This window comes from Microbacterium sp. STRO-1N, assembly GCF_057748015.1.
Map to the genome: position 1 here is coordinate 624567 of NZ_CM173234.1, position 24188 is coordinate 648754.

The 24188-nt window shown below is 67.6% G+C and carries 30 protein-coding genes; 14 read left to right on the forward strand and 16 right to left on the reverse strand.

Features of this window, described 5'->3' with window-relative positions; translation table 11 throughout:
- Positions 1-13: 13 nt before the first annotated feature.
- The 6 genes from AC3ANJ_RS02955 to AC3ANJ_RS02980 all read left to right on the forward strand — a co-directional run bounded on the left by AC3ANJ_RS02955 (position 14) and on the right by AC3ANJ_RS02980 (position 4076).
- Positions 14-988, forward strand: a complete 975-nt coding sequence (locus AC3ANJ_RS02955) for an intradiol ring-cleavage dioxygenase (RefSeq protein ID WP_488318156.1) — start codon at positions 14-16, stop codon at positions 986-988.
- A gap of 17 nt (positions 989-1005) precedes the next feature.
- The gene (gene tatA / locus AC3ANJ_RS02960; protein ID WP_406247003.1) at positions 1006-1176 is read left to right on the forward strand and encodes a twin-arginine translocase TatA/TatE family subunit; all 171 of its coding nucleotides are present in this window, start codon (positions 1006-1008) and stop codon (positions 1174-1176) included.
- Between the two features lie 4 nt (positions 1177-1180).
- The gene (gene tatC, locus AC3ANJ_RS02965) at positions 1181-1954 is read left to right on the forward strand and encodes a twin-arginine translocase subunit TatC (protein WP_488318157.1); all 774 of its coding nucleotides are present in this window, start codon (positions 1181-1183) and stop codon (positions 1952-1954) included.
- Positions 1942-2373 carry a twin-arginine translocase TatA/TatE family subunit gene (locus AC3ANJ_RS02970; protein ID WP_488318158.1) on the forward strand — a complete coding sequence of 144 codons (432 nt, stop codon included), beginning with the start codon at positions 1942-1944 and terminating at the stop codon, positions 2371-2373. Before tatC ends, AC3ANJ_RS02970 begins: the two co-directional genes overlap by 13 nt.
- 190 nt (positions 2374-2563) lie before the next feature.
- On the forward strand, positions 2564-2833 hold the full coding sequence (locus AC3ANJ_RS02975; RefSeq protein WP_488318159.1) for a hypothetical protein: 270 nt from the start codon (positions 2564-2566) through the stop codon (positions 2831-2833).
- Positions 2834-3044: 211 nt separating this feature from the next.
- A complete protein-coding gene (locus tag AC3ANJ_RS02980) occupies positions 3045-4076 on the forward strand; it encodes a fatty acid desaturase family protein (protein ID WP_488319222.1) in 1032 nt (343 codons plus the stop codon).
- A gap of 25 nt (positions 4077-4101) precedes the next feature.
- On the opposite strand, the gene AC3ANJ_RS02985 is transcribed toward AC3ANJ_RS02980, so the two are convergent.
- The 4 genes from AC3ANJ_RS02985 to AC3ANJ_RS03000 are packed head-to-tail and all read right to left on the reverse strand — an operon-like array spanning position 4102 to position 7648.
- Positions 4102-4725: a response regulator gene (locus AC3ANJ_RS02985; protein ID WP_488318160.1), complete on the reverse strand. Its 624-nt coding sequence runs from the start codon at positions 4723-4725 to the stop codon at positions 4102-4104.
- Positions 4722-5894, reverse strand: coding sequence for a sensor histidine kinase (locus AC3ANJ_RS02990; protein WP_488318161.1), 1173 nt, complete (start codon positions 5892-5894; stop codon positions 4722-4724). Before AC3ANJ_RS02990 ends, AC3ANJ_RS02985 begins: the two co-directional genes overlap by 4 nt.
- Positions 5895-5930: 36 nt before the next feature.
- Positions 5931-6770 carry an ABC transporter permease gene (locus AC3ANJ_RS02995; protein WP_488318162.1) on the reverse strand — a complete coding sequence of 280 codons (840 nt, stop codon included), beginning with the start codon at positions 6768-6770 and terminating at the stop codon, positions 5931-5933.
- On the reverse strand, positions 6767-7648 hold the full coding sequence (locus AC3ANJ_RS03000; RefSeq protein WP_488318163.1) for an ABC transporter ATP-binding protein: 882 nt from the start codon (positions 7646-7648) through the stop codon (positions 6767-6769). Before AC3ANJ_RS03000 ends, AC3ANJ_RS02995 begins: the two co-directional genes overlap by 4 nt.
- Positions 7649-7761: 113 nt before the next feature.
- Between AC3ANJ_RS03000 and AC3ANJ_RS03005 the strand changes: the two genes are divergently transcribed.
- A complete protein-coding gene (locus tag AC3ANJ_RS03005) occupies positions 7762-9159 on the forward strand; it encodes an amidase (protein WP_488318164.1) in 1398 nt (465 codons plus the stop codon).
- A gap of 13 nt (positions 9160-9172) precedes the next feature.
- Here the strand turns inward: AC3ANJ_RS03005 and AC3ANJ_RS03010 are convergent, their stop codons facing one another.
- Genes AC3ANJ_RS03010 through AC3ANJ_RS03040 form a run of 7 tightly spaced genes read right to left on the reverse strand, consistent with a single transcriptional unit; the run spans position 9173 to position 18020 of the window.
- Positions 9173-10573 carry a threonine/serine exporter family protein gene (locus tag AC3ANJ_RS03010; RefSeq protein ID WP_488318165.1) on the reverse strand — a complete coding sequence of 467 codons (1401 nt, stop codon included), beginning with the start codon at positions 10571-10573 and terminating at the stop codon, positions 9173-9175.
- A gap of 36 nt (positions 10574-10609) precedes the next feature.
- The gene (locus AC3ANJ_RS03015; RefSeq protein ID WP_488318166.1) at positions 10610-13240 is read right to left on the reverse strand and encodes an exo-rhamnogalacturonan lyase family protein; all 2631 of its coding nucleotides are present in this window, start codon (positions 13238-13240) and stop codon (positions 10610-10612) included.
- On the reverse strand, positions 13237-13896 hold the full coding sequence (locus tag AC3ANJ_RS03020) for a DUF1961 family protein (RefSeq protein ID WP_488318167.1): 660 nt from the start codon (positions 13894-13896) through the stop codon (positions 13237-13239). The genes AC3ANJ_RS03015 and AC3ANJ_RS03020 overlap by 4 nt, the downstream gene beginning before the upstream one ends.
- Positions 13893-14774 carry a carbohydrate ABC transporter permease gene (locus tag AC3ANJ_RS03025; protein ID WP_488318168.1) on the reverse strand — a complete coding sequence of 294 codons (882 nt, stop codon included), beginning with the start codon at positions 14772-14774 and terminating at the stop codon, positions 13893-13895. Before AC3ANJ_RS03025 ends, AC3ANJ_RS03020 begins: the two co-directional genes overlap by 4 nt.
- Positions 14774-15745, reverse strand: coding sequence for an ABC transporter permease (locus tag AC3ANJ_RS03030; protein WP_406246977.1), 972 nt, complete (start codon positions 15743-15745; stop codon positions 14774-14776). The genes AC3ANJ_RS03025 and AC3ANJ_RS03030 overlap by 1 nt, the downstream gene beginning before the upstream one ends.
- Before the next feature lie 56 nt (positions 15746-15801).
- A complete protein-coding gene (locus AC3ANJ_RS03035) occupies positions 15802-17334 on the reverse strand; it encodes an extracellular solute-binding protein (protein ID WP_488318169.1) in 1533 nt (510 codons plus the stop codon).
- A gap of 41 nt (positions 17335-17375) precedes the next feature.
- A complete protein-coding gene (locus AC3ANJ_RS03040) occupies positions 17376-18020 on the reverse strand; it encodes a YesL family protein (protein WP_488318170.1) in 645 nt (214 codons plus the stop codon).
- A 230-nt stretch (positions 18021-18250) separates the two neighbouring features.
- On the opposite strand from AC3ANJ_RS03040, the gene AC3ANJ_RS03045 reads away from it, so the two are divergent.
- From AC3ANJ_RS03045 to AC3ANJ_RS03055, 3 genes are read left to right on the forward strand one after another with little or no spacing between them, the layout of a single operon-like run.
- A complete protein-coding gene (locus tag AC3ANJ_RS03045; RefSeq protein ID WP_488318171.1) occupies positions 18251-18550 on the forward strand; it encodes a hypothetical protein in 300 nt (99 codons plus the stop codon).
- A 3-nt stretch (positions 18551-18553) separates the two neighbouring features.
- Entirely contained in the window at positions 18554-18904 is a 351-nt protein-coding gene (locus AC3ANJ_RS03050; protein WP_488318172.1) for a nucleotidyltransferase domain-containing protein, read from the forward strand.
- Positions 18905-19207, forward strand: a complete 303-nt coding sequence (locus AC3ANJ_RS03055; protein WP_488318173.1) for a hypothetical protein — start codon at positions 18905-18907, stop codon at positions 19205-19207.
- 10 nt (positions 19208-19217) lie between these two features.
- Here AC3ANJ_RS03055 and AC3ANJ_RS03060 read toward each other — a convergent pair whose 3' ends face one another.
- The 4 genes from AC3ANJ_RS03060 to AC3ANJ_RS03075 form a co-directional block, all read right to left on the reverse strand.
- The gene (locus tag AC3ANJ_RS03060) at positions 19218-19526 is read right to left on the reverse strand and encodes a hypothetical protein (RefSeq protein WP_488318174.1); all 309 of its coding nucleotides are present in this window, start codon (positions 19524-19526) and stop codon (positions 19218-19220) included.
- Between the two features lie 55 nt (positions 19527-19581).
- Positions 19582-20049 (reverse strand): GNAT family N-acetyltransferase, encoded by a 468-nt coding sequence (locus AC3ANJ_RS03065; RefSeq protein ID WP_488318175.1) that lies wholly within the window; start codon positions 20047-20049, stop codon positions 19582-19584.
- 97 nt (positions 20050-20146) lie between these two features.
- On the reverse strand, positions 20147-20530 hold the full coding sequence (locus tag AC3ANJ_RS03070) for a hypothetical protein (protein ID WP_488318176.1): 384 nt from the start codon (positions 20528-20530) through the stop codon (positions 20147-20149).
- Between the two features lie 196 nt (positions 20531-20726).
- A complete protein-coding gene (locus AC3ANJ_RS03075) occupies positions 20727-21146 on the reverse strand; it encodes a hypothetical protein (RefSeq protein WP_488318177.1) in 420 nt (139 codons plus the stop codon).
- A gap of 384 nt (positions 21147-21530) precedes the next feature.
- On the opposite strand from AC3ANJ_RS03075, the gene AC3ANJ_RS03080 reads away from it, so the two are divergent.
- The 4 genes from AC3ANJ_RS03080 (at position 21531) to AC3ANJ_RS03095 (ending at position 23774) form a co-directional block, all read left to right on the forward strand.
- Positions 21531-21728, forward strand: coding sequence for a helix-turn-helix transcriptional regulator (locus AC3ANJ_RS03080; RefSeq protein WP_488318178.1), 198 nt, complete (start codon positions 21531-21533; stop codon positions 21726-21728).
- Positions 21729-21939: 211 nt separating this feature from the next.
- Complete coding sequence (locus AC3ANJ_RS03085) at positions 21940-22998, forward strand: DUF3631 domain-containing protein (protein ID WP_488319223.1); 1059 nt, start codon at positions 21940-21942, stop codon at positions 22996-22998.
- Positions 22999-23082: 84 nt separating this feature from the next.
- Complete coding sequence (gene mobC, locus AC3ANJ_RS03090) at positions 23083-23478, forward strand: plasmid mobilization relaxosome protein MobC (protein ID WP_488318179.1); 396 nt, start codon at positions 23083-23085, stop codon at positions 23476-23478.
- A gap of 89 nt (positions 23479-23567) precedes the next feature.
- Positions 23568-23774, forward strand: coding sequence for a ParB family protein (locus AC3ANJ_RS03095; RefSeq protein ID WP_488319224.1), 207 nt, complete (start codon positions 23568-23570; stop codon positions 23772-23774).
- Here AC3ANJ_RS03095 and AC3ANJ_RS03100 read toward each other — a convergent pair.
- Positions 23674-24186 (reverse strand): hypothetical protein, encoded by a 513-nt coding sequence (locus AC3ANJ_RS03100; RefSeq protein ID WP_488319329.1) that lies wholly within the window; start codon positions 24184-24186, stop codon positions 23674-23676. The two genes, AC3ANJ_RS03095 and AC3ANJ_RS03100, sit on opposite strands and share 101 nt — an antisense overlap.
- Positions 24187-24188 lie beyond the last annotated feature (2 nt).

Below are 24188 nucleotides of genomic sequence, written 5' to 3' on the forward strand. Positions count from 1 at the left end.
TGAGGAGAAGATCATGAGCCGCATCCCCGACCCCGTCGACACCCCGCAAGGTCCGACCTATGAAGGCCGCCCGCTCGACCGCCCGGACGAAGAGGTGGTCGACCAGGGGGCTCCTTTCGACATCCGCACGCTGATCAGTCGCCGCAGCGTCATCGGCCTGGCCGGCCTCGGTGTCGGAGCCGTCGTCCTGGCGGCGTGCGCCCCGACTGCGACCAGCAGCACCGGCTCGTCCGGGTCATCCGACGCGTCGACGGGTTCCACCGCGGACGGCGAGATCCCCGACGAGACGGCGGGGCCGTACCCGGGTGACGGCTCCAACGGACCCGACGTCCTCGAGGAATCCGGCATCGTCCGACAGGACATCCGCTCCTCGATCGATGGCTCCGCCACGGCCGAGGGCGTTCCGCTGACGATCCGGCTCGAAATCCTCGACATGCAGAACGACGACGCGCCCTTCGCCGGTGCCGCCGTCTACCTCTGGCACTGCACGGCCGGCGGCGAGTACTCGATGTACTCCGAGGGCCTCGAGGACGTCACCTACCTGCGGGGCGTCCAGGTCGCGGATGCCGAGGGGAACGTCTCGTTCACCTCGGTCTTCCCCGGCTGCTACTCGGGCCGCTGGCCGCACATCCACTTCGAGGTGTACCCCGACGTGGACTCCATCACCGACTCCGCGAACGCGATCGCCACCTCTCAGATCGCCCTTCCGGAGGACACCTGCACCACCGTCTACACGGACTCGCGCTACGACGGCTCGACCGAGAACCTCGCGCAGACCTCGCTGGACGGCGACAACGTGTTCGGAGACGACGCGGGTGCCCTGCAACTGGCCACCGTCACCGGGGACGCGACCAGCGGCTACACCGCGACCCTCGTGGTCCGCATCGACACCACGACGACGCCCACCGCCGGCGCCGCACCGTCCGGCGGGGGTGAAGGCGGCCCCGGTGGCGGCGAAGGCGGCCCCGGCGAACCACCGTCCAACTGACCCCAGGAGACAGAGACATGTTCCAGAACCTCACCGGATGGCACGCGCTGATCATCCTCGCCGTCGTCGTCCTCATCTTCGGAGCGGCCAAGCTTCCCGCCCTCGCCCGCAGCGTCGGCCAGTCGATGCGCATTCTGAAGACCGAGGTGCAGACCCCGGCCGCAGAGCAGCCCGCGACCAGGGAGTGACGCCATGACCGACCTCGCCACGGCTCGGGTCGAGACGGACGCCCCGACCCGGATGCCGCTGTCGTCGCACCTGAGAGAGGCACGCACCCGCGTGTTCCGTGCGGCGGCGGCGCTCCTGGTCGGGGTGGTCGTCGGCTACCTGCTCTCCGGGACAATCCTGGAGGTACTCCGCGCACCGATCCTCGAGATCGCCGAGTCGCAGGATGCGAGCCTTAACTACGACAGCATCACCGGCGCATTCGATCTGAAGCTCAAGATCGCCCTGTTCGCGGGCATCGCCCTGGCCAGCCCGGTCTGGCTGTACGAGCTGTTCGCGTTCCTCGCGCCCGGGCTCACGCGTCGCGAGAGGACGTACACCTACGGGTTCCTCGGCGCGGCCGTACCGCTGTTCGCCGCCGGGTGCGCCGTCGGCTTCCTGCTGTTCCCGCACATGGTCGAGCTCCTCGCGAGCTTCGCGGATACCGAGGACAGCACGCTGCTGCAGGCATCCGCGTACGTCGACTTCGTCCTGAAGATCGTGCTCGCCACCGGCATCGCATTCGTGCTCCCGGTGTTCCTCGTGGTACTGAACCTGCTCGGCATCCTTCCGGCGCGCACGCTGGCACGCAGTTGGCGGATGGCGATCGTCGCCATCGTGCTGTTCAGTGCGATGGTGACGCCCTCGGCCGACGTGCTGTCGATGTTCCTCGTCGCCGTTCCGATGTCCGCCCTGTTCCTTACCGCGCTCCTCATCGCCTGGCTGCACGACCGGAGGGAGGCTCGGGCATGTTCGGACTGACCATCGAGAAGCTCTTCCTCACGGCGCTCGTCGCCACGGTGCTGATCGGGCCGCATCGGATGCCGGTGTACGCGAGTCGGTTCGCGGCCGTTCTGCGGCAACTGAAGGACATGACGCTGGAGGCCAAGCGGCGGGCGGAGGAGGAGACGGGCACTGCGATCGTCCGCGAGGACTGGCAGGTGCTCGATCCCCGCCGCTACGACCCGCGGCGCATCATCCGTGAGGCCTGGCAGGACGAGCCGACTCCGGCCGCGGATCCCGTGGCGACTGCCGCGGAACCGGAGCGGCCCGACCCCGTGGAGCCCGTTCCACGGCCGCAGGGCCGCTGGGTCATCGCGGGCTCATCCGCGCATCCTCGTCGCGTGTGGGTGGCCGAGGCATCCGTGCCGGACAGCACCCTCTCCGCAGCCGCGAGCTGACCGCTCCCAGGCCGTGTCGGATGCCGCCTGGTAGACTGTTCCTGCAACGTGAGTGACATCGCCGCAGATTCGGCCATCACGTCGCCATGATCAGGGCCATCACGGACCACGCACACCGACGCGCGCGGCATCCGCTCTGATCGAACGAAGAGCAGGGTGCGCACGCGCGCGCCCGCCACAGAGCAGAGCAATGAGCAGTAACACCATGAGCATCATCCACGAGTCCCTGGACTGGAAGCAGGCCGACGACGACGTGCACGTCGCGACGCGCGACGGCGAATTCGCCGGCTTCGTCGAGTTCGACGGCACAGCGCACCTCGTGCGCGACAACCACGGCACCGAGCTGGGGTCCTTCGGGACCCTCGCCGACGCCCGCCGCGCCCTCGAGGGCGGCGCCCGCCCCGACGGGCACCCGCTGCGGCTGCGGCTTCGCCGCCGGATCCGCCGCGCCCGGGCCTGAACGACCCCGAAAACCCCCTCGGCGTATTCCCGCTGCCGTATACGGGCCGGGTTACGCTGGGGGAAGCGATGGGCAACTGCCTTTGGCTTCCGCAGCTCAAAGGGCTCCCGATCGGCAGGAGAGCATCATCTCCAGTACTCAGCTCGACTCGACCACTTCGACTCTCGGACCCGTGCGCCAGACGTACGCGGGCAACGCCGACATACCCCCGATGGCCAGCGCCTATCGCGAGGTGCAGCAGGTGGTCCGCGAGACCGGTCTGATGCAGCGCACTCCGATCTTCTACTCCCTCGTCGCCGGCGCGCTCGCGCTGGCGTTCGGAGGGGCCATCACCGGGTTCATCCTCCTCGGCGACAGCTGGTTCCAGCTGCTGATCGCGGGTGCCCTCGGCATCCTGTTCACACAGGTCGCCTTTCTCGCGCACGAAGCAGCCCACCGCCAGATCCTCACCTCGGGGCCCGCGAACTTCCGCCTGGCCCGCATCCTCGCCGCCGGCGTCGTCGGGATCAGCTACGCGTGGTGGGACTCCAAGCACACCCGCCACCACGGCAACCCGAACCAGGTCGGCAAGGACCCGGACATCGACGTCGACACGATCTCGTTCCTGGAAGAGGATGCCGCGAAGTCGCGGGGCTTCATCCGCATGATCACCCGCAAGCAGGGCTGGTTGTTCTTCCCGCTGCTGACCCTCGAGGGTCTCAATCTGCACTACCTCGGACTCAAGCACCTGACCACCCGCAAGGGCGTCAAGGGACGCTGGATCGAGCTCAGCCTCATCGCCGTGCGCTTCGCGATCGTCCTCGTGCCGGTCTTCCTGATGCTGCCGCTCGGCATGGCGTTCGCCTTCATGGGCGTGCAGCTGGCCGTCTTCGGCGTCTACATGGGCGCCTCGTTCGCACCGAACCACAAGGGCATGCCGATCATCGCGCCTGACGCCCGCCTGGACTTCTTCTCGAAGCAGGTGCGCACCTCGCGCAACGTCAACGGCGGCTGGTGGGCCACGTGGTTCATGGGCGGACTCAACCACCAGGTCGAGCACCACCTGTTCCCGAACATGTCGCGCCTGCACCTGTCGAAGGCCCGCGGCATCGTCCGCGACTACTGCTCCGCCAACGGCGTCCCGTACACCGAGACGAGCCTCATCCGCTCCTACGCGATCGTGATCGAGTACCTGAACCGGGTCGGTCTCGCAGCGAGCGACCCGTTCGACTGCCCTGCCGCGTCGCAGATGCGCCGCGCCTGACGCGCCGACCCGCAGGAACTCCGACCTACAGGATCCCGAGTTCCAGGGCGAGGGTCACCGCGCGGGTGCGGTCCGAGACGCCGAGCTTCTCGAACACGTGCAGCAGGTGCGTCTTGACGGTCGCCTCGCCGATGAACAGTTCACGCGCGATCTCCGGGTTGCTGCGGCCAGCGGACACGAGCCGCAGGACCTCGAGCTCGCGGGGGCTGAGCTGCGGCGTGGCCTGGGCCTCCTGGCGCATGCGCGTCACGAGCGTCGCCGCGATCGTGGGCGCCAGCACGGTGTGGCCCTCGGCGACGGCCCTGATGCCGGCAAGGATCTCCTCGTGCGGCGCGGCCTTGAGCAGATAGCCGCTCGCGCCGGCCTCGATCGCCCCGAGGATGTCGTCGTCCGTCTCGTACGTCGTGAGCACGAGCACGCGGACTTCGGGCAGCAGCCGGGCGATGCGCGCGGTCGCCTCGGCACCCGAGAGCTTCGGCATCCGCAGGTCCATCAGGACGATGTCGGGCCGCGTCGCCTCGGCGAGGTCGACCGCTTCCGCGCCATCGGATGCTTCGCCAACGACCTCGATGCCGTCGTCGAGCGCGATGAGCCCCACGATCCCCGCGCGCACGACGGGGTGATCGTCGGCGACGATGACTCGGATCATGACGGGTCCTTCTCCTCTTCCAACGGGATGCGCACGGTCAGCACGGTGCCGGTCGGCTCGGCATCCCGAACATCCAGGATGCCGCCGACCAGCGCCACCCGGTCGCGCATGCCGGCCAGGCCGAAGCCGTTCCCTGCGTCGATCTCCGCGCCGCCCTGCCCGTCGTCGCTGACGCGGAGCACCGCGTCCGATCCGACCTGCAGCGTCAATCGGGCCGTGTCGGCGGCGGCATGCTTGCGGACGTTCGCGAGCCCCTCCTGCGCGCACCGCAGCAGGACGACCTGCACGTCGCGCGGAACCGTGCACTCCGATGCCTCCACGTGCACGGCCGTGCCCGTCTCGTGCGCGAAGCGCTCGCCGAGCCGCTGCAGCGCCTGAGCCAGGGAGCCGCACGGGTCGGTCGCCGGCGACTCCACAACCACGAGGGCGCGTGCTTCGCGCAGCGCGTCGCGCGCGGCATCCTCGATCAGTGCGATCGTCGCAGCCGATCCGTCGCGGCCGGCGCGCTCCGCCAGCATGACGATGCTGGTCAGGCTCTGTGCGATCGTGTCGTGCACGTCACGGGCGAGGCGCTCCCGCTCGGCCGTGGCGCCGGCCTCACGACTCGCGGCCTCGAGGTCTGCCTGCGCGGCGGTGAGCTCGGACAGCAGGCGCTGGCGCTCGGCGCCCCATTCCGCGATCCGCGTGATCCACAGTCCCAGCGCGATCGAGAACGCGGCGGAGAGGCCGGAGGTGAGGAAACCGGCCAGCAGCGCCCAGGTCTCGAAACCTCCCCAGCTCCAGTACGACAGTCCCAGGACCACCGCGTTGATGACGGTGGCGACGATCGCCTGACGGGGAGACCGTGCGGTCATCCACAGCAGCGGCAGCACGATCGTCTGCAGCAGCAGCATGCTCGGCTGGATCGCCACCCCGATGGCGAGCAGCCCCATCAGCGAGAACTGCAGTGCGTACGAGGTCGCGCGCGAGGGAATCGGGGACTCCCGGATGCTCACGTAGCGACGCGCGCCGAACGCGTAGGCGGCTCCGATCGCGAGTGCGACCACGACCAGGAGCCACTGCGTGCCAGGCGTCCTCGGCTCCTCCGTGAGGGCGAGTACGGACATCACGATCATCAGGGCACCGACAGCGATGTCCCAGCCCAGCTGCTCCCTGCCGATCCGACTCATCGCACCCACTCTGGCACTTCCGGCGGCCGGATGCGGTCAGCCATCGCGGCGGATCCACCGGAAGGTGATCCTGCTGAGGACGAAACCGATCACGAGCCACACGGCGAGCATGAGCGCGATCATGCCGAGCTCCCACGACCCGCCCACCTCGGCCGCCTTGAACGAATCCGGCAGGAAGACCGAGCGCATGCCCTGGGCGATCCACTTCACCGGCAGGGCGCCCGACGCGGTCTGCAACCACTCCGGCAGCATCGCGAAGGCGATGTAGACGCCGGAGATGAACTGGATCAGCAGCACGACCGGGATCACGACCGCTCCGGCCGTCTTCCCCGATCGCGGCACGGAGGACAGGGCGATGCCGAGCAGCGTGCAGGTGATCAGACCCAGCACGAAGATCCACGCGAACCGGAACCAGGCTTCGGGCTCGGTCGGAAGCTCGGCTCCGAACACGACGGCGGCCACCACCATGAGCAGAGCGATCTGCAGGATCGCGGTGACGAACACCTCGCCGATCTTGCCGAGGAAGTAGGTCACGGGCGAGATCGGCGTACCGCCGAGGCGCTTGAGGGTGCCGTCGCTCTTCTCGGTCGCGATCTCCAGCGCCGGACCCTGGACCCCCGAGAGCAGGATGCCACCCGCGATGAGGCCCGGCAGATAATAGGTCGCCATGCTCACGGCATCCGGCCCCTCGCCGATGTCCCCGGTGAAGATCGTCGCGAAGATCATGTACATCAGCGTGGGGAACAGGAAGGTGAAGAACACCTGGTCGCCGGCGCGGAAGTACTGCTTCAGCTCGAAGCCGATGCGTCGGATGCCGAGGCGGATCGTGCGCGACAGCCCGAAGGACGGGGACGGTGCCGGTGCGGTGATGGTCATGCTCGTTCCTCCACGAGAAGGTCTTCGGTGGCAGGGGTCTGATCGCGGATGAGCCCCAGATAGATGTCCTCGAGCGTGGGACGGACCACCTCGAGCCCGCGCGGTTCTCCGGCGTCGCGGTACAGCTCGGCGACCGCGGCGCCCGGCTCGGGTGTGCGGTGCTCCTGGACGGTACCGCCGGCATCCGTCCAGCGCACCAGCGGAACACGCGCCTGCGCGCCGCCGATCTCGTCGATCGCGCCGATGGCGACGAGCTGCCCTCCCGCGATGACGGCGGCCCGATCGCCGAGCTGCGCGGCCTCATCGAGGTAGTGGGTCGTCAGCAGGATGCTGGTGCCCTCCGACTTGAGCGAGCGGATGAGGTCCCAGAACTGGCGTCGCGCCTCTGGGTCGAAGCCCGTCGTCGGTTCGTCCAGGAACAGCAGTTCAGGGCGTCCGACGATGCCGAGTGCCACGTCGAGTCGCCGTCGTTGGCCTCCCGAGAGCTTCCCGACCCTGACCTTCTGTTTGGCCTCGAGCCCGACCGCGGCGATGACGGCGTCGACCGGGCGCGGGTTCGGGTAGTAGCCGGCGAACTCGCTGAGGAGCTCGTGGACCGTGAAACTACCGGTCTCTCCGCTGGACTGCAGCACGATGCCGAGGCGGGACTTCCATTCCAGCCCGCCGCGCTGCGGGTCGACCCCGAGCACGCGGACGTCGCCCGATGTGCGGTGCCGGTATCCCTCCAGGATCTCGATCGTGGTCGACTTGCCGGCGCCGTTCGGGCCGAGCAGGGCGAAGGTCTCGCCGCGGCGGATGTCGAAGCTGATGCCGTCCACGGCCGTGAACGCGCCGTACGTCTTTCGCAGGTCCTGCACCTGGATCACAGAATCGGTCATGGTCCCAGCGTGGCCGTCGCTTCAGTGCCGTGGTAGCCGTGGACGGACGGATTCCGTCATCCACCGGTCGGTGGATGGGCCCTGGCGCGCAGGGATATCCGTAGGCTCGAGACATGACCGAGCTCCACGACCTCACCGCGATCGAACAGCTGGCGGCGCTCCGAACGCGCGAGATCTCACCGGTCGAACTCGTCTCGCACTATCTCGACCGGATCGTGCACTGGGATGCCGGGATCGGCGCGTTCGTCGAGGTCACTGCGGAGGCCGCGCTGGAGCGTGCCGCCGCTCTCGGCAGCGCACGAACCGAGGGCGCCCTCTGGGGGCTGCCGTTCGCCGACAAGGACCTGGTCGCCCGTGCCGGCGTGCCGACGCGCTTCGGGTCCCGCCTGCACGACCGGTTCGTGCCGGATGCCACGGCCGATCAGGCGGCGGTGCTCGATGAGGCCGGTGGCATCAGCCTCGGCAAGACCGCGACTCCGGAGTTCGGCATGACCGGGTACACCGAGTCGCGCATCGGACCGCCGACGCGCGACCCGTGGAATCCGGCGAACGGCGCAGGCGGGTCGAGCGGGGGAGCGGCGGCGGCCGTCGCGGCGGGGATGCTGCCGCTCGCACCGGGCTCCGACGCCGGCGGATCGATCCGGATTCCGGCGGCCACCGTCGGACTGGTCGGCATCAAACCGTCCCGCGGGCGGGTCCCGTTCGCCTCCGGGCTCGACAATCCCGGTGGGCTGGCGGTGGCGGGGCCGATCGCGCGGACCGTGGCGGATGCCGCGCTGCTGCTTGATGTCCAGGCCGCCGGTCGCCCGTACGCGTATGCGACGGCGGCCCCCGGCGACGGGCCGTTCCGCGAGGCGACCGAACGCGTCGCCGGACGCACGCGCATCGGCGTCACGACGGTGTCGCCGTGGGACGAAGACGAGGACATCCGCCTCGATGCCGACGCCGCCCGCGCGGTCGAGGTGGCCACGGCGCTGCTCGCCGACGGTCACGACGTCGATCTCTTCGACTGGCGGCCCCGAGGGTACGCCTCGATGTTCACCGCGTTGTGGCGCACGAGTGCCGCCCGCATGGCGCTGACGGATGCCGAGCTCGAGCACGTCGAGCCGATCACCGCCTGGCTGGCGCGCGAGGGACGCAGGCTCACCGGCCGGGAGGTCCTGGAGGCGCTTGCCGCGGCGACCGTCTTCGAACGCGAGACGATCACGGCGTTCTCTCCCTTCGACGCCGTCCTCACTCCGGCGCTCGCACTGCCCGCGCGGCCGGTGGGGTGGTTCTCCGCCGAGGATGCCGCGGAGAATTTCGCTCAGCAGGTGCGGTACGCGCCGTATTCGAGTTTCGTCAACGTGTCCGGTCTGCCGGCGATCGTCGTTCCGGTGACGACCGACGCCTCCGGCCATCCCGTCTGCGTGCAGCTGATCGGCCGACCCGGTGGCGAGGCGATGATCATCGCGCTCGCGGCCGAGCTCGAGCGGCGGGTCCCAGCGATGCCTCGTCCGCCGATCTGGTGACCGGCGCCGTCGGTCAGTGCCGGACGCGGGCGCGCGACTTCGCGACGCCGGCGAGTGTCGCGCGCAGCGGAGTGCCGAGATAGAGCCCCAGGGACGCACCGGCGGCGAGGCCGACGCCGATCGAGGCCGCCAGGACGAGCGGCGCGATGCTGACGAGCATCGCCTCGGGGGTTCCGTCGGAATCGGCCAGCCCCAGCAGCCCCCGGAACACGGTCAGACCGGGGACCAGCGGCACGATCGCTGCGGTGGTGACCGCGACCGACGGCACGTGCAGTCCGCGGGCGATCAGGATCCCGAGGAAGCTGGCCAGCAGCGCTCCGAAGGCGCTCGCCGCGCCCTCCTGCACGCCCAGGAGGATGGCCGAGCTGTACCCGAGGATCGCGATCACGCTCAGCACGGCGCTCACGACGACGATCCGCAGGCCGGCGCCGTTGAACAGTGCGACGGCGACCGCGATGATGATGGCGCCGGCGATCTGAGCCGGCAGCGGACCGAACGGCACGGCGTCGTCCGGGAGCGCCATGCCGAATCCGAGCAGCTGCGCGAGCCCGAGGCCGATCAGGATGCCCAGCACGACGCCGACGGTCTGCATGATCAGGTCGAGGATGCGGCCGCCTGCGGTGAGCGCGAACCCGTCGATGGCATCCTGGGCCGCGGCGACGACCGACAGACCGGAGAGCATCAGCACGATCCCCGCGGCGACCATGATCGAGGGGCGCACATCGTCGAACGGCGGGATCCCCGCCGAGCCCAGAGCGGAGACGACGGTCGCGAAGACGGTGATGACGAAAGCACCCGCGATCTGACCGAAGAACGACGGCACCTGCAGGCGGGCGAGCCCGGCCTGCGCGAACGCCGCGCACAGCGCCGCGAGGAAGGCGAGCACGATGAGCGCCGGCGTCGCGTCGAAGAGGATGGCGACGCCGACCGTGAGCAGGGCTCGCGCGAAGATCACGACCACGGGCCGGTACAGGAAAGGCGTGCGTCGAATCGCGCGGAACGTGCTGCGCGCCTCGCCGAGATCCATCCCGTCGGTGATGTCGGCGAGGAGCGCCTGCAGTCGCTGCAGCTTCGCGTGATCGGGTGAGGAGGCGTGCACCACCCGCAGCAGCGTGGTCGGTGCGTCGTCCTCGCCGCGGTGATAGGACACGGTGATGGAGGTGAACGTCACGTCCACCTGCACGCCCTTGAGTCCGTAGACCTGCGCGACCCGGGTGATCGCGAAGGTCACGTCGTGCGCGGAGGCGCCGACCGCGAACATGGATGCGCCGATGTGCAGGGCGAGATCGAGGATCTTCGAGACGATCGTCGCGCTGAGCACCGGGTGCACCTCGGTGAGGGCGACGCGCGACGGGTCGCTGCGGATCGCTCGTCGCACCGAGCTCAGGAAGCGCCACTCGCGTTCAGAGGACATCTCCCCATTGTCGGGCAGACCGACCGCCGTGGCGGGCTAAACCTCCGGGAGGCGGTCACCGATCAGCGCGAGGTTCTGGATCGCGGCGAGTCCGTACTGCGCGACGTCGTTGGTCCCGACGCTCGGCGCCTCATCCACAGGATTGAGGACGCCGGGCCCGTCGATGTGACGCAGCACGAAGTCCCGACGGTGCACGAGCCACTCGCCGATGCCCTCGAACGCCTGCCACGCGGCATCCGCCAGCGCAGCGTCGCCCGTCTGGGCCGCGACGTACGCGGTCAGCCTGCTGTGCGCCTGCTCGAGGTGGATGCCGGTGAGCCGCTGCCCGACCGCGTCCTCCTGCTCTTCGGGGGAGGCGAGGTAGAGGCGGCAGTACTGCAGCCAGGCATCCCGGAAGCCGGGGACGTCGACGAGGGAGATGAGCTCGCTCGCCACTTCGACGAGCCCGAACACCGCGCTCAGGTGCGAGACCGAGACGCGGTCGCGCGACGTGTCGAAGCGGCCGGTCTCGATGTCGTACAGCGCCTCACCGGTGAGGAATCCGTGGGGCAGGGCGCCGATGTCGGCCATCGTGCCGAGCAGGCGATCCCGTGAGCGCTCGTTGCCGGTGCGCTCCCAGTCGGCGAGCCAAGTGGCGGCCAGTGCACCCCAGTCGGTACCGAGACCGACCGCCAGTGCGGCCCGATCGGGGCGGTACGTCGCAGCATCCGGGCGGACCTTGCGCGTCGGATCTGTGTCGACGAACCGCTCGTCGCTGTCTCGGAGTTCGGTGAGGAGGTCGCCGACCCGCTCGTCCGCCGTGAGGTAGTGGAAGATCCGCCGGTAGATCGGGCTGGAGATGCGCAGCTGCTTGGCGCTGCACCCCCAGTGCTGGACGTTGTGGCGGGAGCCGAGCCCCTGCCAGCGACCGAGGTGGTAGACGTCGACCTCGCCGGTGTGGCGGGTCATCGCCTCTGCCAGGCGGAACACGTCGGCGCGGCCGCTGCGCAGGTACGAGTACCAGAGCCAGAGGTCGGGGGAGAGCTCGCTGTTGTCCCAGGCGTATCCGCCGACGTCGTAGCGCCACACGTGCCGGTCGAGGTCGTAGGCGTGCATGACGTCGCCGTAGTTCCAGAACCCGTACCAGCGGCGCTGGTCGATCTGACCGAGGTAGAAATCGAGCAGGAAGTCGTTGCTGTCCTCGATCTCTGTGCGCGCCGGCGTCGAGCGGTCGACCGGCGCCCAGTCGCCGAAGACGCCGACCGCATGCAGATGCTCGGGGGTGGGCTGCAGCAGCGGCGGGCGCTGCATGTCGGCCACCGAGGCCGCCACGTCCTCCAGAGCCGGCGTCGCGTCGTAGGCGAACAGGGTCAGCTCGTGCGTGCGGGCCACGCCGTGGGCGTCGCCGAAGCCGGGCTCGTAGTCCTCGTACGTGATCTCCAGGCCCTCGAGCTGGGTCGCGAAGTCGTCCTGACCGAGTCCGTCGTGATAGAACCGGACGTCCATCGGCTGGGCCTCGGGCGCATACAGCCATGCAGTCAGCTCGGCGCGCTCGCCGGCTGCCCTGCGGAGGTCCAGCTGGCCGGGGTGCGATTGCCAGAACGAGCGGATGCCGAGGCCGAAGCCGCCCGTCGGGTCGCTGATCGCGACGTATCCCTCCGCCCTGGTCCCCGCGCCGGCGTCGATCCAGGCGTGCCCGGTTGCCGTGCGCTTGCGGACGCCGAAGCCGTCGGCGCTCAGCTGCGTCAGCGTGACGTCGTTCCAGGCGGGGATGAGGTTGAGCCGCTTCGAGACCTCGGGGTTCCAGGTCTCCGTCGGCGGCGTCTGCTCGCCGCGGATCTGCGCGGCGCGCACCTCGGCACCAGGGTCGCGCCGCAGCCCGGTCAGGCCGCGGACGGCTTCGGCGAAGAAGCCGCCGTCGGCGCCCGCGATGCGGACATGGCGGTCGTGCAGTTCCGCCCGCAGCGGCACATCGGCGCGGATGCCGAGGCCGGCGAGGAAGTCGTGCTCGGCATCGCCGTCCCAGATGACCGAGTGCACGAGGCGCACCTCGGCGGAGCCGGCGACGACGACGAAGCGCACGGTGAACGGCAACCATTCGCGTTCGCCGTCCTCGGAGCGGTGCATGCCCTCGACCCGCACGACCGCGCGGACGGGACCCTCCTGTTCGACCTCGACCGTCTTCACGCGCGAGCGGAACCGGCGGCGCGGCGCGGCGCCGCCGTCGTCTGCGATCTTGTCCTGCAGCAGGCTCACCAGGCGCAGGTCCTCGGCGATGACGACGCCGTTGCGGGTCACGCGGCGGGCCAGCACGTCGGCCGGTGTGCTCGGGAAAGCGATCCGAAGGATGCCGTTGCCCACGACGATCTCGTCGTCGGCGCGCTTCACCTGCACGGGGGATTCGGCGGCGGGCACGGCATCCTGACCCGTGACGATCTCGTACGAGCCGGGGGCATCGAGCGCGCCGACGGCGCAGCCCGCCCACTTCAGCGAGCCGTCCGGCCAGGTCGCGAGCGGCCAGAACTGCGCGGGCACGCTGCCGCCGTCGATGTCGCGCAGCCGCAGGCAGCCGGCGTCTGCGACGGTGCCCCTGGGCAGCGGCACCCCCCACGTCGCGCCGCCGCGCAGACGCGCGGGCGGGGCATCATCGAGCCAGCGGAGCGGGACGGTCACTGTCGAGTCGGTCACAGCGAGTGAACCTCCAGGTTGCGGTAGCAGGCGACGAGCGGCGACATCTGGCGGAACCCGATGCGCCCGTCGTGGATTCTCGGGCCGGTGCTCTCGTCATCGGTCCAGTCGAACAGCAGCAGATCGTCGATCGAGAAGGCGACGCGGGGGCCGTCCTTGATGATCTCGATGCGGTAGAACGCGTCGCGGGCGTCGATGACCGGCGGCAGCGGGTCGGCGCCCTGCGACACGAGGTGGAACCCTGGCGACTTGCGCAGATTGCACGTGTGGAACGCGCGCTCCTCCTCCCACCGGCGTCGGAAGTACGACACGTGCAGGGTGCGGATGTCGCCGGAGTGGTACTGCGGATACGCTCCGGTTCGGGGCGTCAGGGCGGAGTCGAAGATGCCGTCGGCATCCAGCGCCTGCGCGGCGTCCGCGGCGGCGCCGAAGAAGAGCATCGCCAGCCCCGGCTCCGACCGCGGCGAGAACTCCCATGCGATCCGGATGCGATCGCCGAACACCTCGGGGCACCAGAACGTGAAGTGGTCGTCGAATCCGCCGCTGTTCGAGAGCAGCATCCCGTCGTCCGCAGGCTGGGCCGAGACGGGGCCCTCGGCGACCCATCCGTCCAGGTCTTCCTGCGACGTCAGAGCGTTGCGGTAGACGAGAGTCATCCCTTCACCGATCCGATCAGCATCCCCTTGGCGAAGTGCTTCTGCAGGAACGGATAGAACAGGATGATCGGCAGCGTCGCGACGATGATCACGGCGAACTTGATGCCCTGAGCCGGAGGCAGCTGGGTCGGATCCTGCTCGACCACCGACAGGTCGGTGGCGACCGTCACCTGGCGCAGGAACATCTGCAGGGTCCACATCGAGTTGTCGTTGAGGTACAGCAGCGGCGACATGAAGTCGTTCCAGATGCCGACCGCGTAGAACAGCGCGAACGTGGCGAGGACGGGCTTGGACAGCGGCAGGATGATGCTCCACAGCGTCTGCAGCTCGTTCGCGCCGTCGATCTTCGCGGATTCCTCCAGCTCTGCGGGGAGCTGCTGGAAGAAGTTCTTGATGATGATGAGGCTGAACGGGTTGATCGCCATGGGCAGGATCAGCGCCCAGTAGTTGTTGAGCAGGCCGAGGTCCTTCACGACGAGGAACGTCGGGATCATGCCCCCGCCGAACACCATCGTGAAGACGATGAGCGACAGGATGAGCCGTCCGCCGGGGAGGTTCGCCTTGCTGAGCGGGTACGCCATGGATGCCGTCAGTGCGAGCTGCACGATCGTGCCGACCGCGGTCACCGCGATCGTGGTGACGAGAGCCCTCAGGAACGCGGGGCTGGTGAAGATCGCCTCGTACGCCTTGAGGGAGAACGTCTCCGGCCACAGGAAGAACGACCGGGTCGCCAGTTCCGCCTCTGTCGCGAAGGAGCCGGCGAGCACGAAGGCGAAGGGCACCAGCGCGAGGATCGCGACGGCGATCATCAGCGCGAGATTGAACACGTCGAAGACGCGCCCCGCGGGGGTGTTGAACCGATACTTCTCGCGAGCCATCAGAAGATCCCTGCCTGGGTGAAGCGCTTGGCGAGCCAGTTCGCGCCGAAGATGAGGACGACGCCGACGACCGCCTTGAAGAGGCCGACAGCGGTGCTGTAGCTGTAGGAGCCCTGCGTGATGCCCATGAAGTAGACGTAGGTGTCGAAGACATCGGCGACCGAGCGGTTGAGCGAGTTCGTCATGAGGTAGATCTGCTCGAACCCGGTGTTGAGCACCTGGCCCATCTGCAGCACGAGCATCACGACGACGGTGGGCGCGATCGACGGCAGAGTGATGTGCCACACGCGCTGGAACCGGCCGGCGCCGTCGATGATGGCCGCCTCGTACTGCGCCTGGTCGACGCCGGCGAGGGCGGCGAGGAAGATGATCGTTCCCCAGCCGGTGTTCTTCCAGATGTCCTGCAGCACGATGATCGGCCGGAACCAGGCCGGGTCGGCGAGGAAGTTGATCTCCGTGCCGAGGATGCCGTTGATGAGCTGGAACAGCGGACCGATGTCGAGCGCGAACAGCAGGTAGGTCAGCGATGCGACCACGGTCCACGACAGGAAGTGCGGGATGTAGATGAGCGTCTGCACGGTGCGCTTGAGGATCATCAAGCGCATCTCGTTGAGAAGCAGCGCCACGATGATCGTCAGCGGGAACGCGATCACCAGGCTCAGCAGAGCGAGGATCAGCGTGTTGGCGAGCAGCCGGGGGAAGTCCGGCGAGGAGAAGAAGTCCTCGAAGTGCGCGAAGCCGACCCACGGGCTGTCCTGGATGCCGAGGAACGGCACGTAGTCCTTGAACGCGATGATCGCGCCGTACATCGGCCAGTAGCGGAACAGGAGGAAGTAGATGATGCCTGGCAGCAGCAGCAGGTAGAGCCACTTGAACTGCGTGAAGTGCACACGGACGCCACGGCGCCGTTTGGACTTCTTCGTGACGGTGAGCGTCTCGGTCGCCGTCACGGCGTTGTCGAGCATGGTCATGGGAGCAGCCTCTCGGGAGGCCGGGGCGGCACGCGGTGCCGCCCCGGCGGTCCGGATCAGGAGTCGGCGTCAGCCAGCTCGTTGATCTCGGCGATCACGTCGTCGCCGCCGCTCGAGCGCCACAGGTCGATCGCGGCCTGCAGACCGTCGAGGTCGAGCTGGCCGGCGATGTACTGGATGCGGGCGTCAGCGACGATCGTGTCGAGCTGCGCGCCCTTGGACACGTACGTCTTCGAGACGTAGGCGGCCGACGGGTCGTAGACCGCAGACTCGAGGTCGGCCGCCTCGATCTCCTTGCGCTTGTCGTACATCTCCTGCTCGTACTCGGATGCCTGCTTGGGCAGGTATCCCTGGAAGCCGGTGACGTTGGTGCCGAGCTGGGCGTAGGCGGCGGAGGTGTCCTTGTCGACCTGCGTCGCGCTGTCGATTCCGACCGCGAGGTCGCCCTCGAGCTCATAGGTGACGCCCTCGATGCCGTTGTTCAGCAGCGGGCCGGCTTCTTCCGAGTTCAGCTCGTTCAGCACCTCGAGCACGCCGCGCAGCTGCTCCTCGGTCTTGACCTGGGCCTTGGGGATGGCGAGGAACCCGCTGTAGCCGGCGGTCGGGAGCGCGTTGAGCTCTCCGTCGGGGCCTTCGAGGTTTCCGGTGACGTCGACGTAGTTCTGGAAGCCCTCGGGGTCCTGCTCCTTGAGCAGGCTCATGAGCTGGCCGGCGCGGGAGTGCACATCGATGATGATGCCGCCCTTGCCGGTGAGGAACGGCTCGTTCCACTTCGCCGAGTCGAAGGTCGCGTAGTCGGCGTTGACGACGCCGTCCTCGACGAGCTGGCGCTCGAACTGCACGGCCTCGAGCCACTCGTCGGTGGTGAAGTTCGGCACGAGTTCGCCGTCGCGCTCGGTCCAGCGGTTTCCGGCGCCGTACCAGGTCTCGATGGCATCCCACGGACTGTTGGTGCCGATCGTGCCGGGCCACTTGGGGATGATGAGGCCGTAGGTGTCAGCAGCGCCGTTGCCGTCCGGGTCGTTCTCGGTGAAGGCCTTGGCGACCTCGTAGAGCTCCTCGGTGGTGGTCGGCAGTTCCAGGCCGAGGCTGGCCAGCCAGTCCTTGCGGATGATGACGGCCTCGCGCATGACGTCGCGCGAGCGGAAGATGCCGTAGACCTTGCCGTTGATGCTGGAGGAGTGCTGCACCTGCGGGAACGTGGTCTTGAGGTTCTCGTAGTCGTCGAGGTACTCGGTGAGGTCCCAGAACGCGCCGGCCTCGGCGTTGCGGACGAAGCCGGGGTCCTTGCCCTGGATGACCATGACCTGCGGCAGGTCGTCGCCGGCGAGGGTGATGTTGACCTTGTCGCCGTAGGACGAGTTCGGCACCCAGGTGATGTCGAGGTCGACGCCGATCTCTTCCTCGATCGCTTTCTCGAACTGGTTGTCGTCCTCGGGGGCGTTCGTGGAGAGGTAGGGCGCCATGATGGTCAGCGTGTCCAGTTCGGCGCCATCTGCCGCGGCATCCGGACCGGCGGAGCAGCTGGTGAGGGCGAGTGCGGCGACGGCGGCGAGGCCGATGCCGGAGGCGATGGTGCGGTGCTTCATGAGAGAACTCCTTCGTTCGGTGGGGCGTTCGGGGGCGGGGGTCAGTTCGGTGTGTGCGCTTCGGCGAGCCGTCGGTCGTTGGCGGTGAAGAAGCCGATGCAGAGCGCGGTGCTCAGCGTGAGCCAGGCCCCGAGCGAGAGGAACGGGATGATGCCGGGGAGGATCAGGCTGGCCGTCACCACGACGACCGCCGCGAGCAGCAGCAGGATGACGTGCGGCACGTTGCGCAGAGCCCAGCGGAAGGCAGTCGGGACGTAACCGCGCAACGGGAGGTCGTAGTGCGCGAACAGCGGAACGGCGACGGCGGTGACGGCGAACGACAGGGCGAGAGCCGCGGCGGTCAGGATGCCGAGGGGAGTGCCGATGGCGCCGGCGGCGTACTGGCCGAGCGTGCTGGCGGCCAGCAGGGCGGTGACGGCGAACGCCGGCCCGAGGGCGGCGTTCCCTCGCCAGAACTCTCGCCGCCATGCCTGGGCGAAGGAGCGTATGGCCGCCAAGCCGTCTCCGCGCAGGCGTCGGCGGGTCAGCTCGGCGGCGGCGACGGAGGCCGGTGCAGCGCCGAGCACGATGCCGCCCGCGAGGGTGAAGACGCACCAGAGCAGGTTGATCGTGGCGACCCACCAGATCCAGTCGAAGGCGGCGTGCACACGCAGAGCCCAGCCGGCGGCGGCGGTGTTCGTCGTCATCAGCTCTCCAACGTTGCAGGGCAGGGTGGCACTGCCTCGGAATGCGTTTTCCCAAAGCGGCTCCGTGAACGCTAACCCTCGTTCGGGGTGCCCGTCAAGCCGAAATCGGCTCTGTGATAAAAACGTTTCACATTGGGTCGTCGTGTGACGAGGTATCCGCCCCACGGGGAATGCGCGACCTCTCGCGTCGACGTAGCGCCGCTGGCAGGACCGGTTGGTAGCGTGGGGCGATGTTCGTTTTCGGAGTGCTGGCGGCGGTGACCGGCGTCGTCGTGTTCCATCTCGCGCTGGCGAGCACGATGCGGGCGAATGCCGGCATCCGGATTCCGTTCTTCCGCAACGCCGAGGTGGTTCCACGTGGATCCGTCGTGTTGCGGGCGAGCGGAGCGGGGCTCATCGTGTTCGGCGCTGTGATGCTCGGCCTGACGGCGTGGTACCTGCCGTTCCTGGTCATCCTGGTGGGACCCGTCGCCGCGCTCGTGGCGATCGCGGTGCACAACCGTGCAACGCAGCGTCGCGCGGAGGTCTGAAGGATGTCGCCTGGTCACGTCCCCCTTCCGCAGCCGGAGTCCGCAAGGCCGTTGCCGCCGGAGGAGTTCGCGCGGTGGTACGGGCCGTGGGATCCGCTGACGCCGGCGTCGATCGCCGCCTTCCTCGACGGGTTCGACCGGCCGTGGTGGATCGTCGGCGGCTGGGCGCTCGAGAAGGCGACCGGTGTCTCCCGCCGTCACGAGGACATGGACGTCTCGATCGCGCATCATGACGCCGAGGCGCTGCGAGTCTTCCTCGCGGACCGCGGGTGGACGACGTGGAACGCCGACAGCGGCTGGCTGCGTCCGTTCGACGAGCGATTCCGTGAGATCCGGAGCGGCAGCGGGATCTGAGTGCGTGCCGACGCGGTCTCGCCGTGGGTGCTCGACGTGCCGCTGACGCCCTTCAACGGCGCGCGTTGGACCAACAAGCGTCTTCCGTCTCAGGAGTACGACCTGGACGAGGTCACCTGGGTTTCAGGGGACGGCCTGCGCTATCTCAATCCCGAGGTGGTGCTGTTCATGAAGTCCGCGCAGGTGCGCGAGAAGGACATCGTGGATGCCGAGGCGAATCTCGGGCTTCTTGATGTGCGCCAGAGGGCGTGGCTGCGTGACTCGATCGCGCAGCTCGACCCGGCGCACCCCTGGGCGGGCTAGGGGAGAGGTGTCACGCCTGTTGGCGCGGCGGCTTCAGCCGGAACTGCCCGCGAAGGAACGGCAGTGCGGGGGCGCGGTAGCTCAGCATCCCCTCGTCTTGCGGACGGAGCGTGATCTCGGCCTGTCCGAAGCGCCACATCCGGTTGAACAGGAAAACTCCGAGGATCACGTCGTGTTCGGCCGACACCTGCCAGGTGCCGAGGCCCCACTGCGTCGGCTGGCCGCGGCCCTCGATCACCAGCGTCGGGCGGATGCCGGCGTAGAGCGCGAACCAGGGCTTGTGGAGGTTCAGCTCGATGCGGCGGGTCCCAGTGGTCATGCTGATCACGCTACCGGGCGGGGCGTTGCCATCGCGACGATGGGGCGGTGCTGAGTCAGCCGTCGGTTGCTGATGAGGACGTTCTCGGCGGCGTGAATCGAAGCGCATTCGTCTCTCGCCGTGCGAAACCGACCGATTCATACAAGCGCAGCGCCGATTCTCGGGACGGCCGCGACGTGAGGTCGAGGGTGCGCAGCCCTCGCTCCGCGGCCATTTCGGTCATGCGCTGGAGCAATGCGCGTGCGATGCCTTTGCCACGCGTGGTCTCGTCCACGACGACGTCTTCGACGTGGCCGCGAAGTCCGGAGAGCAGCGGAACCGTAACCAGGGTGGCCGCGCCGACGATGCGACCCTCCACACGCACGACGAGCAGATCCGTCGCGTCGTGGGCGACGATCGTGGCAAGGCGATCTCGATCGAAGGTCGCGGTTCTCGACAGCTGCGGGAGCAAACGCGCGATGTCGTCCGCATCTGCATCGGTGATGGCTGTGAGGACTTCCACATCGGGCGAGGGCGCATCCATGCCGACAAGCTACCGTTTGTCGTGGCGGCCGACAGTGCCGCTATCACCGTTGCAGAGCCGGGTGCGCGCCACACGGCATCCAGCGGGGCAGCATTGCCTACCAGGCGTAGACATTCTCGGACACCTGTGTAGCGCCCTCCGGGACCACGGCGCCGTCGGGGTGGATCTCAAAGGATCCCGGGCCGCCGCTCATTCCACCACCGCACCCGATGATCCAGTCGTCACCGCGTTGCGCGACGAGGCAGGCGGAATTCGGTTCTTCCCCCTTGGCGAGCCACAGTGACGTTCCGTCGTGCTTGCCGACGAATCGGCTGGTTGAGGCGTCGAGCGAGTCGTACGCGTACTGTTCCAACTCCGGCAACTGGTCGGCGGCGTCGCGTTCGCCTTCGAGATCTGTGAACGTGGCGTACTGAACGCACCCGGTGAGCATGACAGCCGACATTGCCATCAGAGTGACCGCAACGAGTCGAAGGCTTGCCATGTGGTCATCATGTACGGCTCGAGCCGGGATGTCCATGATCTGGCGTCCGGCGGTTGCGCTGGGCGCATCAGGGCAAAGCAAAACCCCCGCCATGTAGAAGCTAGGCGAGGGTATCTGGGACCGTTGTAACGACGGTCCGTGTGGCTCCGACGGGCGTCGATCCCGTGACCTCACGATTCTCAGTCAGATTTGCGCCTCATCGCCTGGATTCCTCGGCGCTCACACTCGCGGAGTTGCGGTGATCTGTGTGATCTATGTGATCACCTCGATCGTCGTTCGCGCCGGGAGTTGTGGTCAAACTGTGGTCACAGTGGTCAGCCGGCACGCGAACTCCACGTTGTTCCAGGAAGCTAGCCATGCGTCGGAGCTCAGCGAAGGATTCGGCCACGCGGTTGCGGAGATGCCCCAGATCGTTGAAGCCGGCGAACTTACGATTGACCTGAAGCGCCCTCGCTAGCGATTCCGTATGGTGTGCCACTTCCCGTCGTTGCATTTCATAGCTTCGAAGCGCGACCAGGGCAGCGGTTTCTTCAGGCGTCTCCGCGTTCACATCCATGAATAGTTGGTGACCCTCGAACGGGAGGGGCAGCCATTCGAGGAAGTCGATCGCAGACATCGTCGCGATCTCCTCACTGACTCCTGGAATCCCTGTCGGCTCGTAGGGACGGTGGTGGTCGACGAGGATCTGCTGTGGTGCAACGCCCAATGCTCTGGACAGCTCGAGAAGCTCGACGACTGTCAGATCGAGTTTGCGCCCCAGCTCGATGTTGCTGACGACCTACGCGCTGAGGCGTGCGTTAGGGATAGCGGCAGCTAGCTCGCGAACGGATCGGAATCCGCGACGCAGACGCAGCTCTCGGATGCGCTCACCGATCGAGCGCGCAAACGAATCTTTCCCCGATTCGGACCAATCCATCCCTCCATGGTGTCTCACACTTCAGACGTTGTCATCGTCGAAGCAAGTGCTCACAGAGAACGAGCACAACGAAACGAAGGGGACATGATCATGGATGACTCACTACTTACGCCCGCGGAAGCCGCCCTCATCGCCGGAATGACGACTGCCGCGCTTGCCCAGCTTCGCTACCTCGGCAAGGGGCCCGACTTCTACAGGCTGGGACCTCGAACGATTCGCTACGCGCGTTCTGAATTCGTTGAGTGGATCCGCCAGAGCCGCACCACGGCGAGCGGCAGGTGACCCGGTTGGTTACTCAGATACCTGAGCTCGCGGACGCGCTCGATTCTGCTCAGCGGGCTATTCGCCGATACTGCGTTCTGCCGGACGCGGCGTCGTATGACGCAGTGACGCTGTGGGCGGCCGCATCCCACGTGGTTCCCGCCCTAGATGTTGCACCGAGGTTGGTGATCCGATCAGCCGAGAACGATCGGGGAAGACGCGCTTGCTCGAGGTGCTGAGCCTGCTGGTCAACGACCCTGTGCGATTCGCCGACGTCAGCGTTCCGTATCTCTTCCGACGCATCGAGAAGGCAGGGGACACCCCGCCGACGTTGATGCTCGACGAAGCGGACGCGATCTTCTCAGCGGGACGGCCGAGTGAACGCTCCGAAGCCCTCCGCGGGATCCTCAACACCGGATTCCAGCGGGGTTTCGTATACGGCCGGGTCGAGAAGCCGAACAATCAGCTGAAGGAGTATCGAGTCTTCGCCCTGGCAGCGATCGCTTCGATCGGCGCACTGCCGGACACTATCGAAGACCGAGCGATAGTACTCACTATGCGTCGGCGTTCGGGAACTGAACTCGTTGAGCAGTTCCGGCTTAGGGACGCAGGGGAGTACCTCGCCGTAGTGCGCCACCGCCTGCATCGGCTGCTCACCGACCACCAAGATGAGATAGCCGGTGTCCGCCCCGAACTGCCGGTGGAAGACCGCGCAGCTGATCTTTGGGAGACGCTCGTCGCAGTGGCCCATCTCGCAAGAGACGAATGGATCAATCGTGCCTGGACAGCAGCAATCACCATGGTCGAGCGGGCGCGAGAGGACGAGAGTTCCGCGAACGTCGGCTTGGCGCTTCTGGAAGCAACTCGTGAAGTACTCGACGCATACCGGGATGGCGCATGGATCGGCAGCGTCCAGCTGGTCGAAGCCCTCAGCAAGGTGCCCGAATACCGCGATTTGGCGAGTGCGCTGGGAGTCGCGGGAGTCGCTCGGGTACTTCGTCCATACGGAGTCCGACCCGCCAACCATCGTGTCGGGGAAAGCGTGCGAAAGGGATATCGACTCGTCGATTTTCGCGACGCATGGATGCGGTACCTCGCCTCTGCGCTTTCGCCCGCTACAGGGGCTACGCCGCTACTTCCGCAGAGAGGTCAGGAGGAAGCAGCCACGCGACAAGCTACACAGCCGCTACGCACCGCTACCCACGAAGTGAATCGAGGGCAAGGGAATGCGGAGCATCCCGCGGCAGCCTCTGTTTCCCATGTCGAAGAGGTGACGCATGTTCGGTCATGAATCCTGCGGAGCAAGCTAAACGGTTGGGGCCCCTAACTCGGCTTGTCTGTCCGGTCGAAGTTTCTTCCGTTCGCGGCGCTGGGCATGGAGAGCATGATGGCCGCCCACGCGCGGCAGAACCGTCGACGACCGAACGCGCCCGCCTTGCGGGAGATTGTTCACAAGGTGAAAGTCAACGAGGAGGAAGAGGCCGCGCTGGTCGCTCGCTCCACGGAGCAAGGCGTGACCGTTGCCCGACTACTCGTCGAGTCGGCACTCTCACCCGAGCCCGGCGAGACGGCCGCCGATCGAAGGAATGCCCTGGAGATGTTCTTCCGTATCGAGCGACTCATCTCCAACATCGCTAGCAACGTCAATCAGATCGCGAGAGTAGCGAACACTACGGGCAGCACCGATCTGTCATCTCTACGCGAACACCTTCAGCAAGCGAAGGCAGCGTACGAATCCATTGATCGATGCGTCGAACGGTTCTCCTTATGACCGGGACTGGGCGACCGAAGCCCAGGAAGGTCTCTTTCTACGTCGATCTATCGCTCGATGAGCGTATGCGGGCGGCCATGCTCAACACGATGGTCGCAGAAGGACACCGCTCCCTGTCGGACTTCTTGAGCAACGCCGTGCTCTACGAGCTTGCTCGTCTCGAGGCGCGGTACAACTCGGGGGAGCCATTTGTGGTCACTGCCTCGGGCTCGGTTCCTCGGGGCCGACCTCCGGCGCTTCGGGCGCGGTCGAGGAGTGTCGGCGACAGAACACGGTCTCGTAAATGTCCTCACTGATCAGGCCGCGGCGTGCAGCGTCGCCGACCTCGGACCACGTGCCGGCCGGGTCGACGATCAGCGAGTCATACCCATCGGTATGGCCGTCCTTCACGTAGGGGAACCGCGTGAGCTCGTCCACCAGCTGCGCCCGATCGATGAACCTGGCGGCATAGCGCTGGCATATCTCGTACGGCGTCGCGCCGGAGAATCCGTCCAGAGGCATTGTCACTTTAGCGGCTGTGCGGAGTGCGCTGAGTACTGACGGCTGGGCCATCCCGAGCCATTTGGCGATCTCGCGTTGGCTGTATCGGTGCTGGTCGAACCGGCGCAGCTCGCGCCGGTAGTCCAGCTCAGCCATCTCTTTCCGATGGCGCGCGCGCACCGCCGCACGTGCCCAGTCCGGAACCTCTGAGATCGTCATATCAATCACCC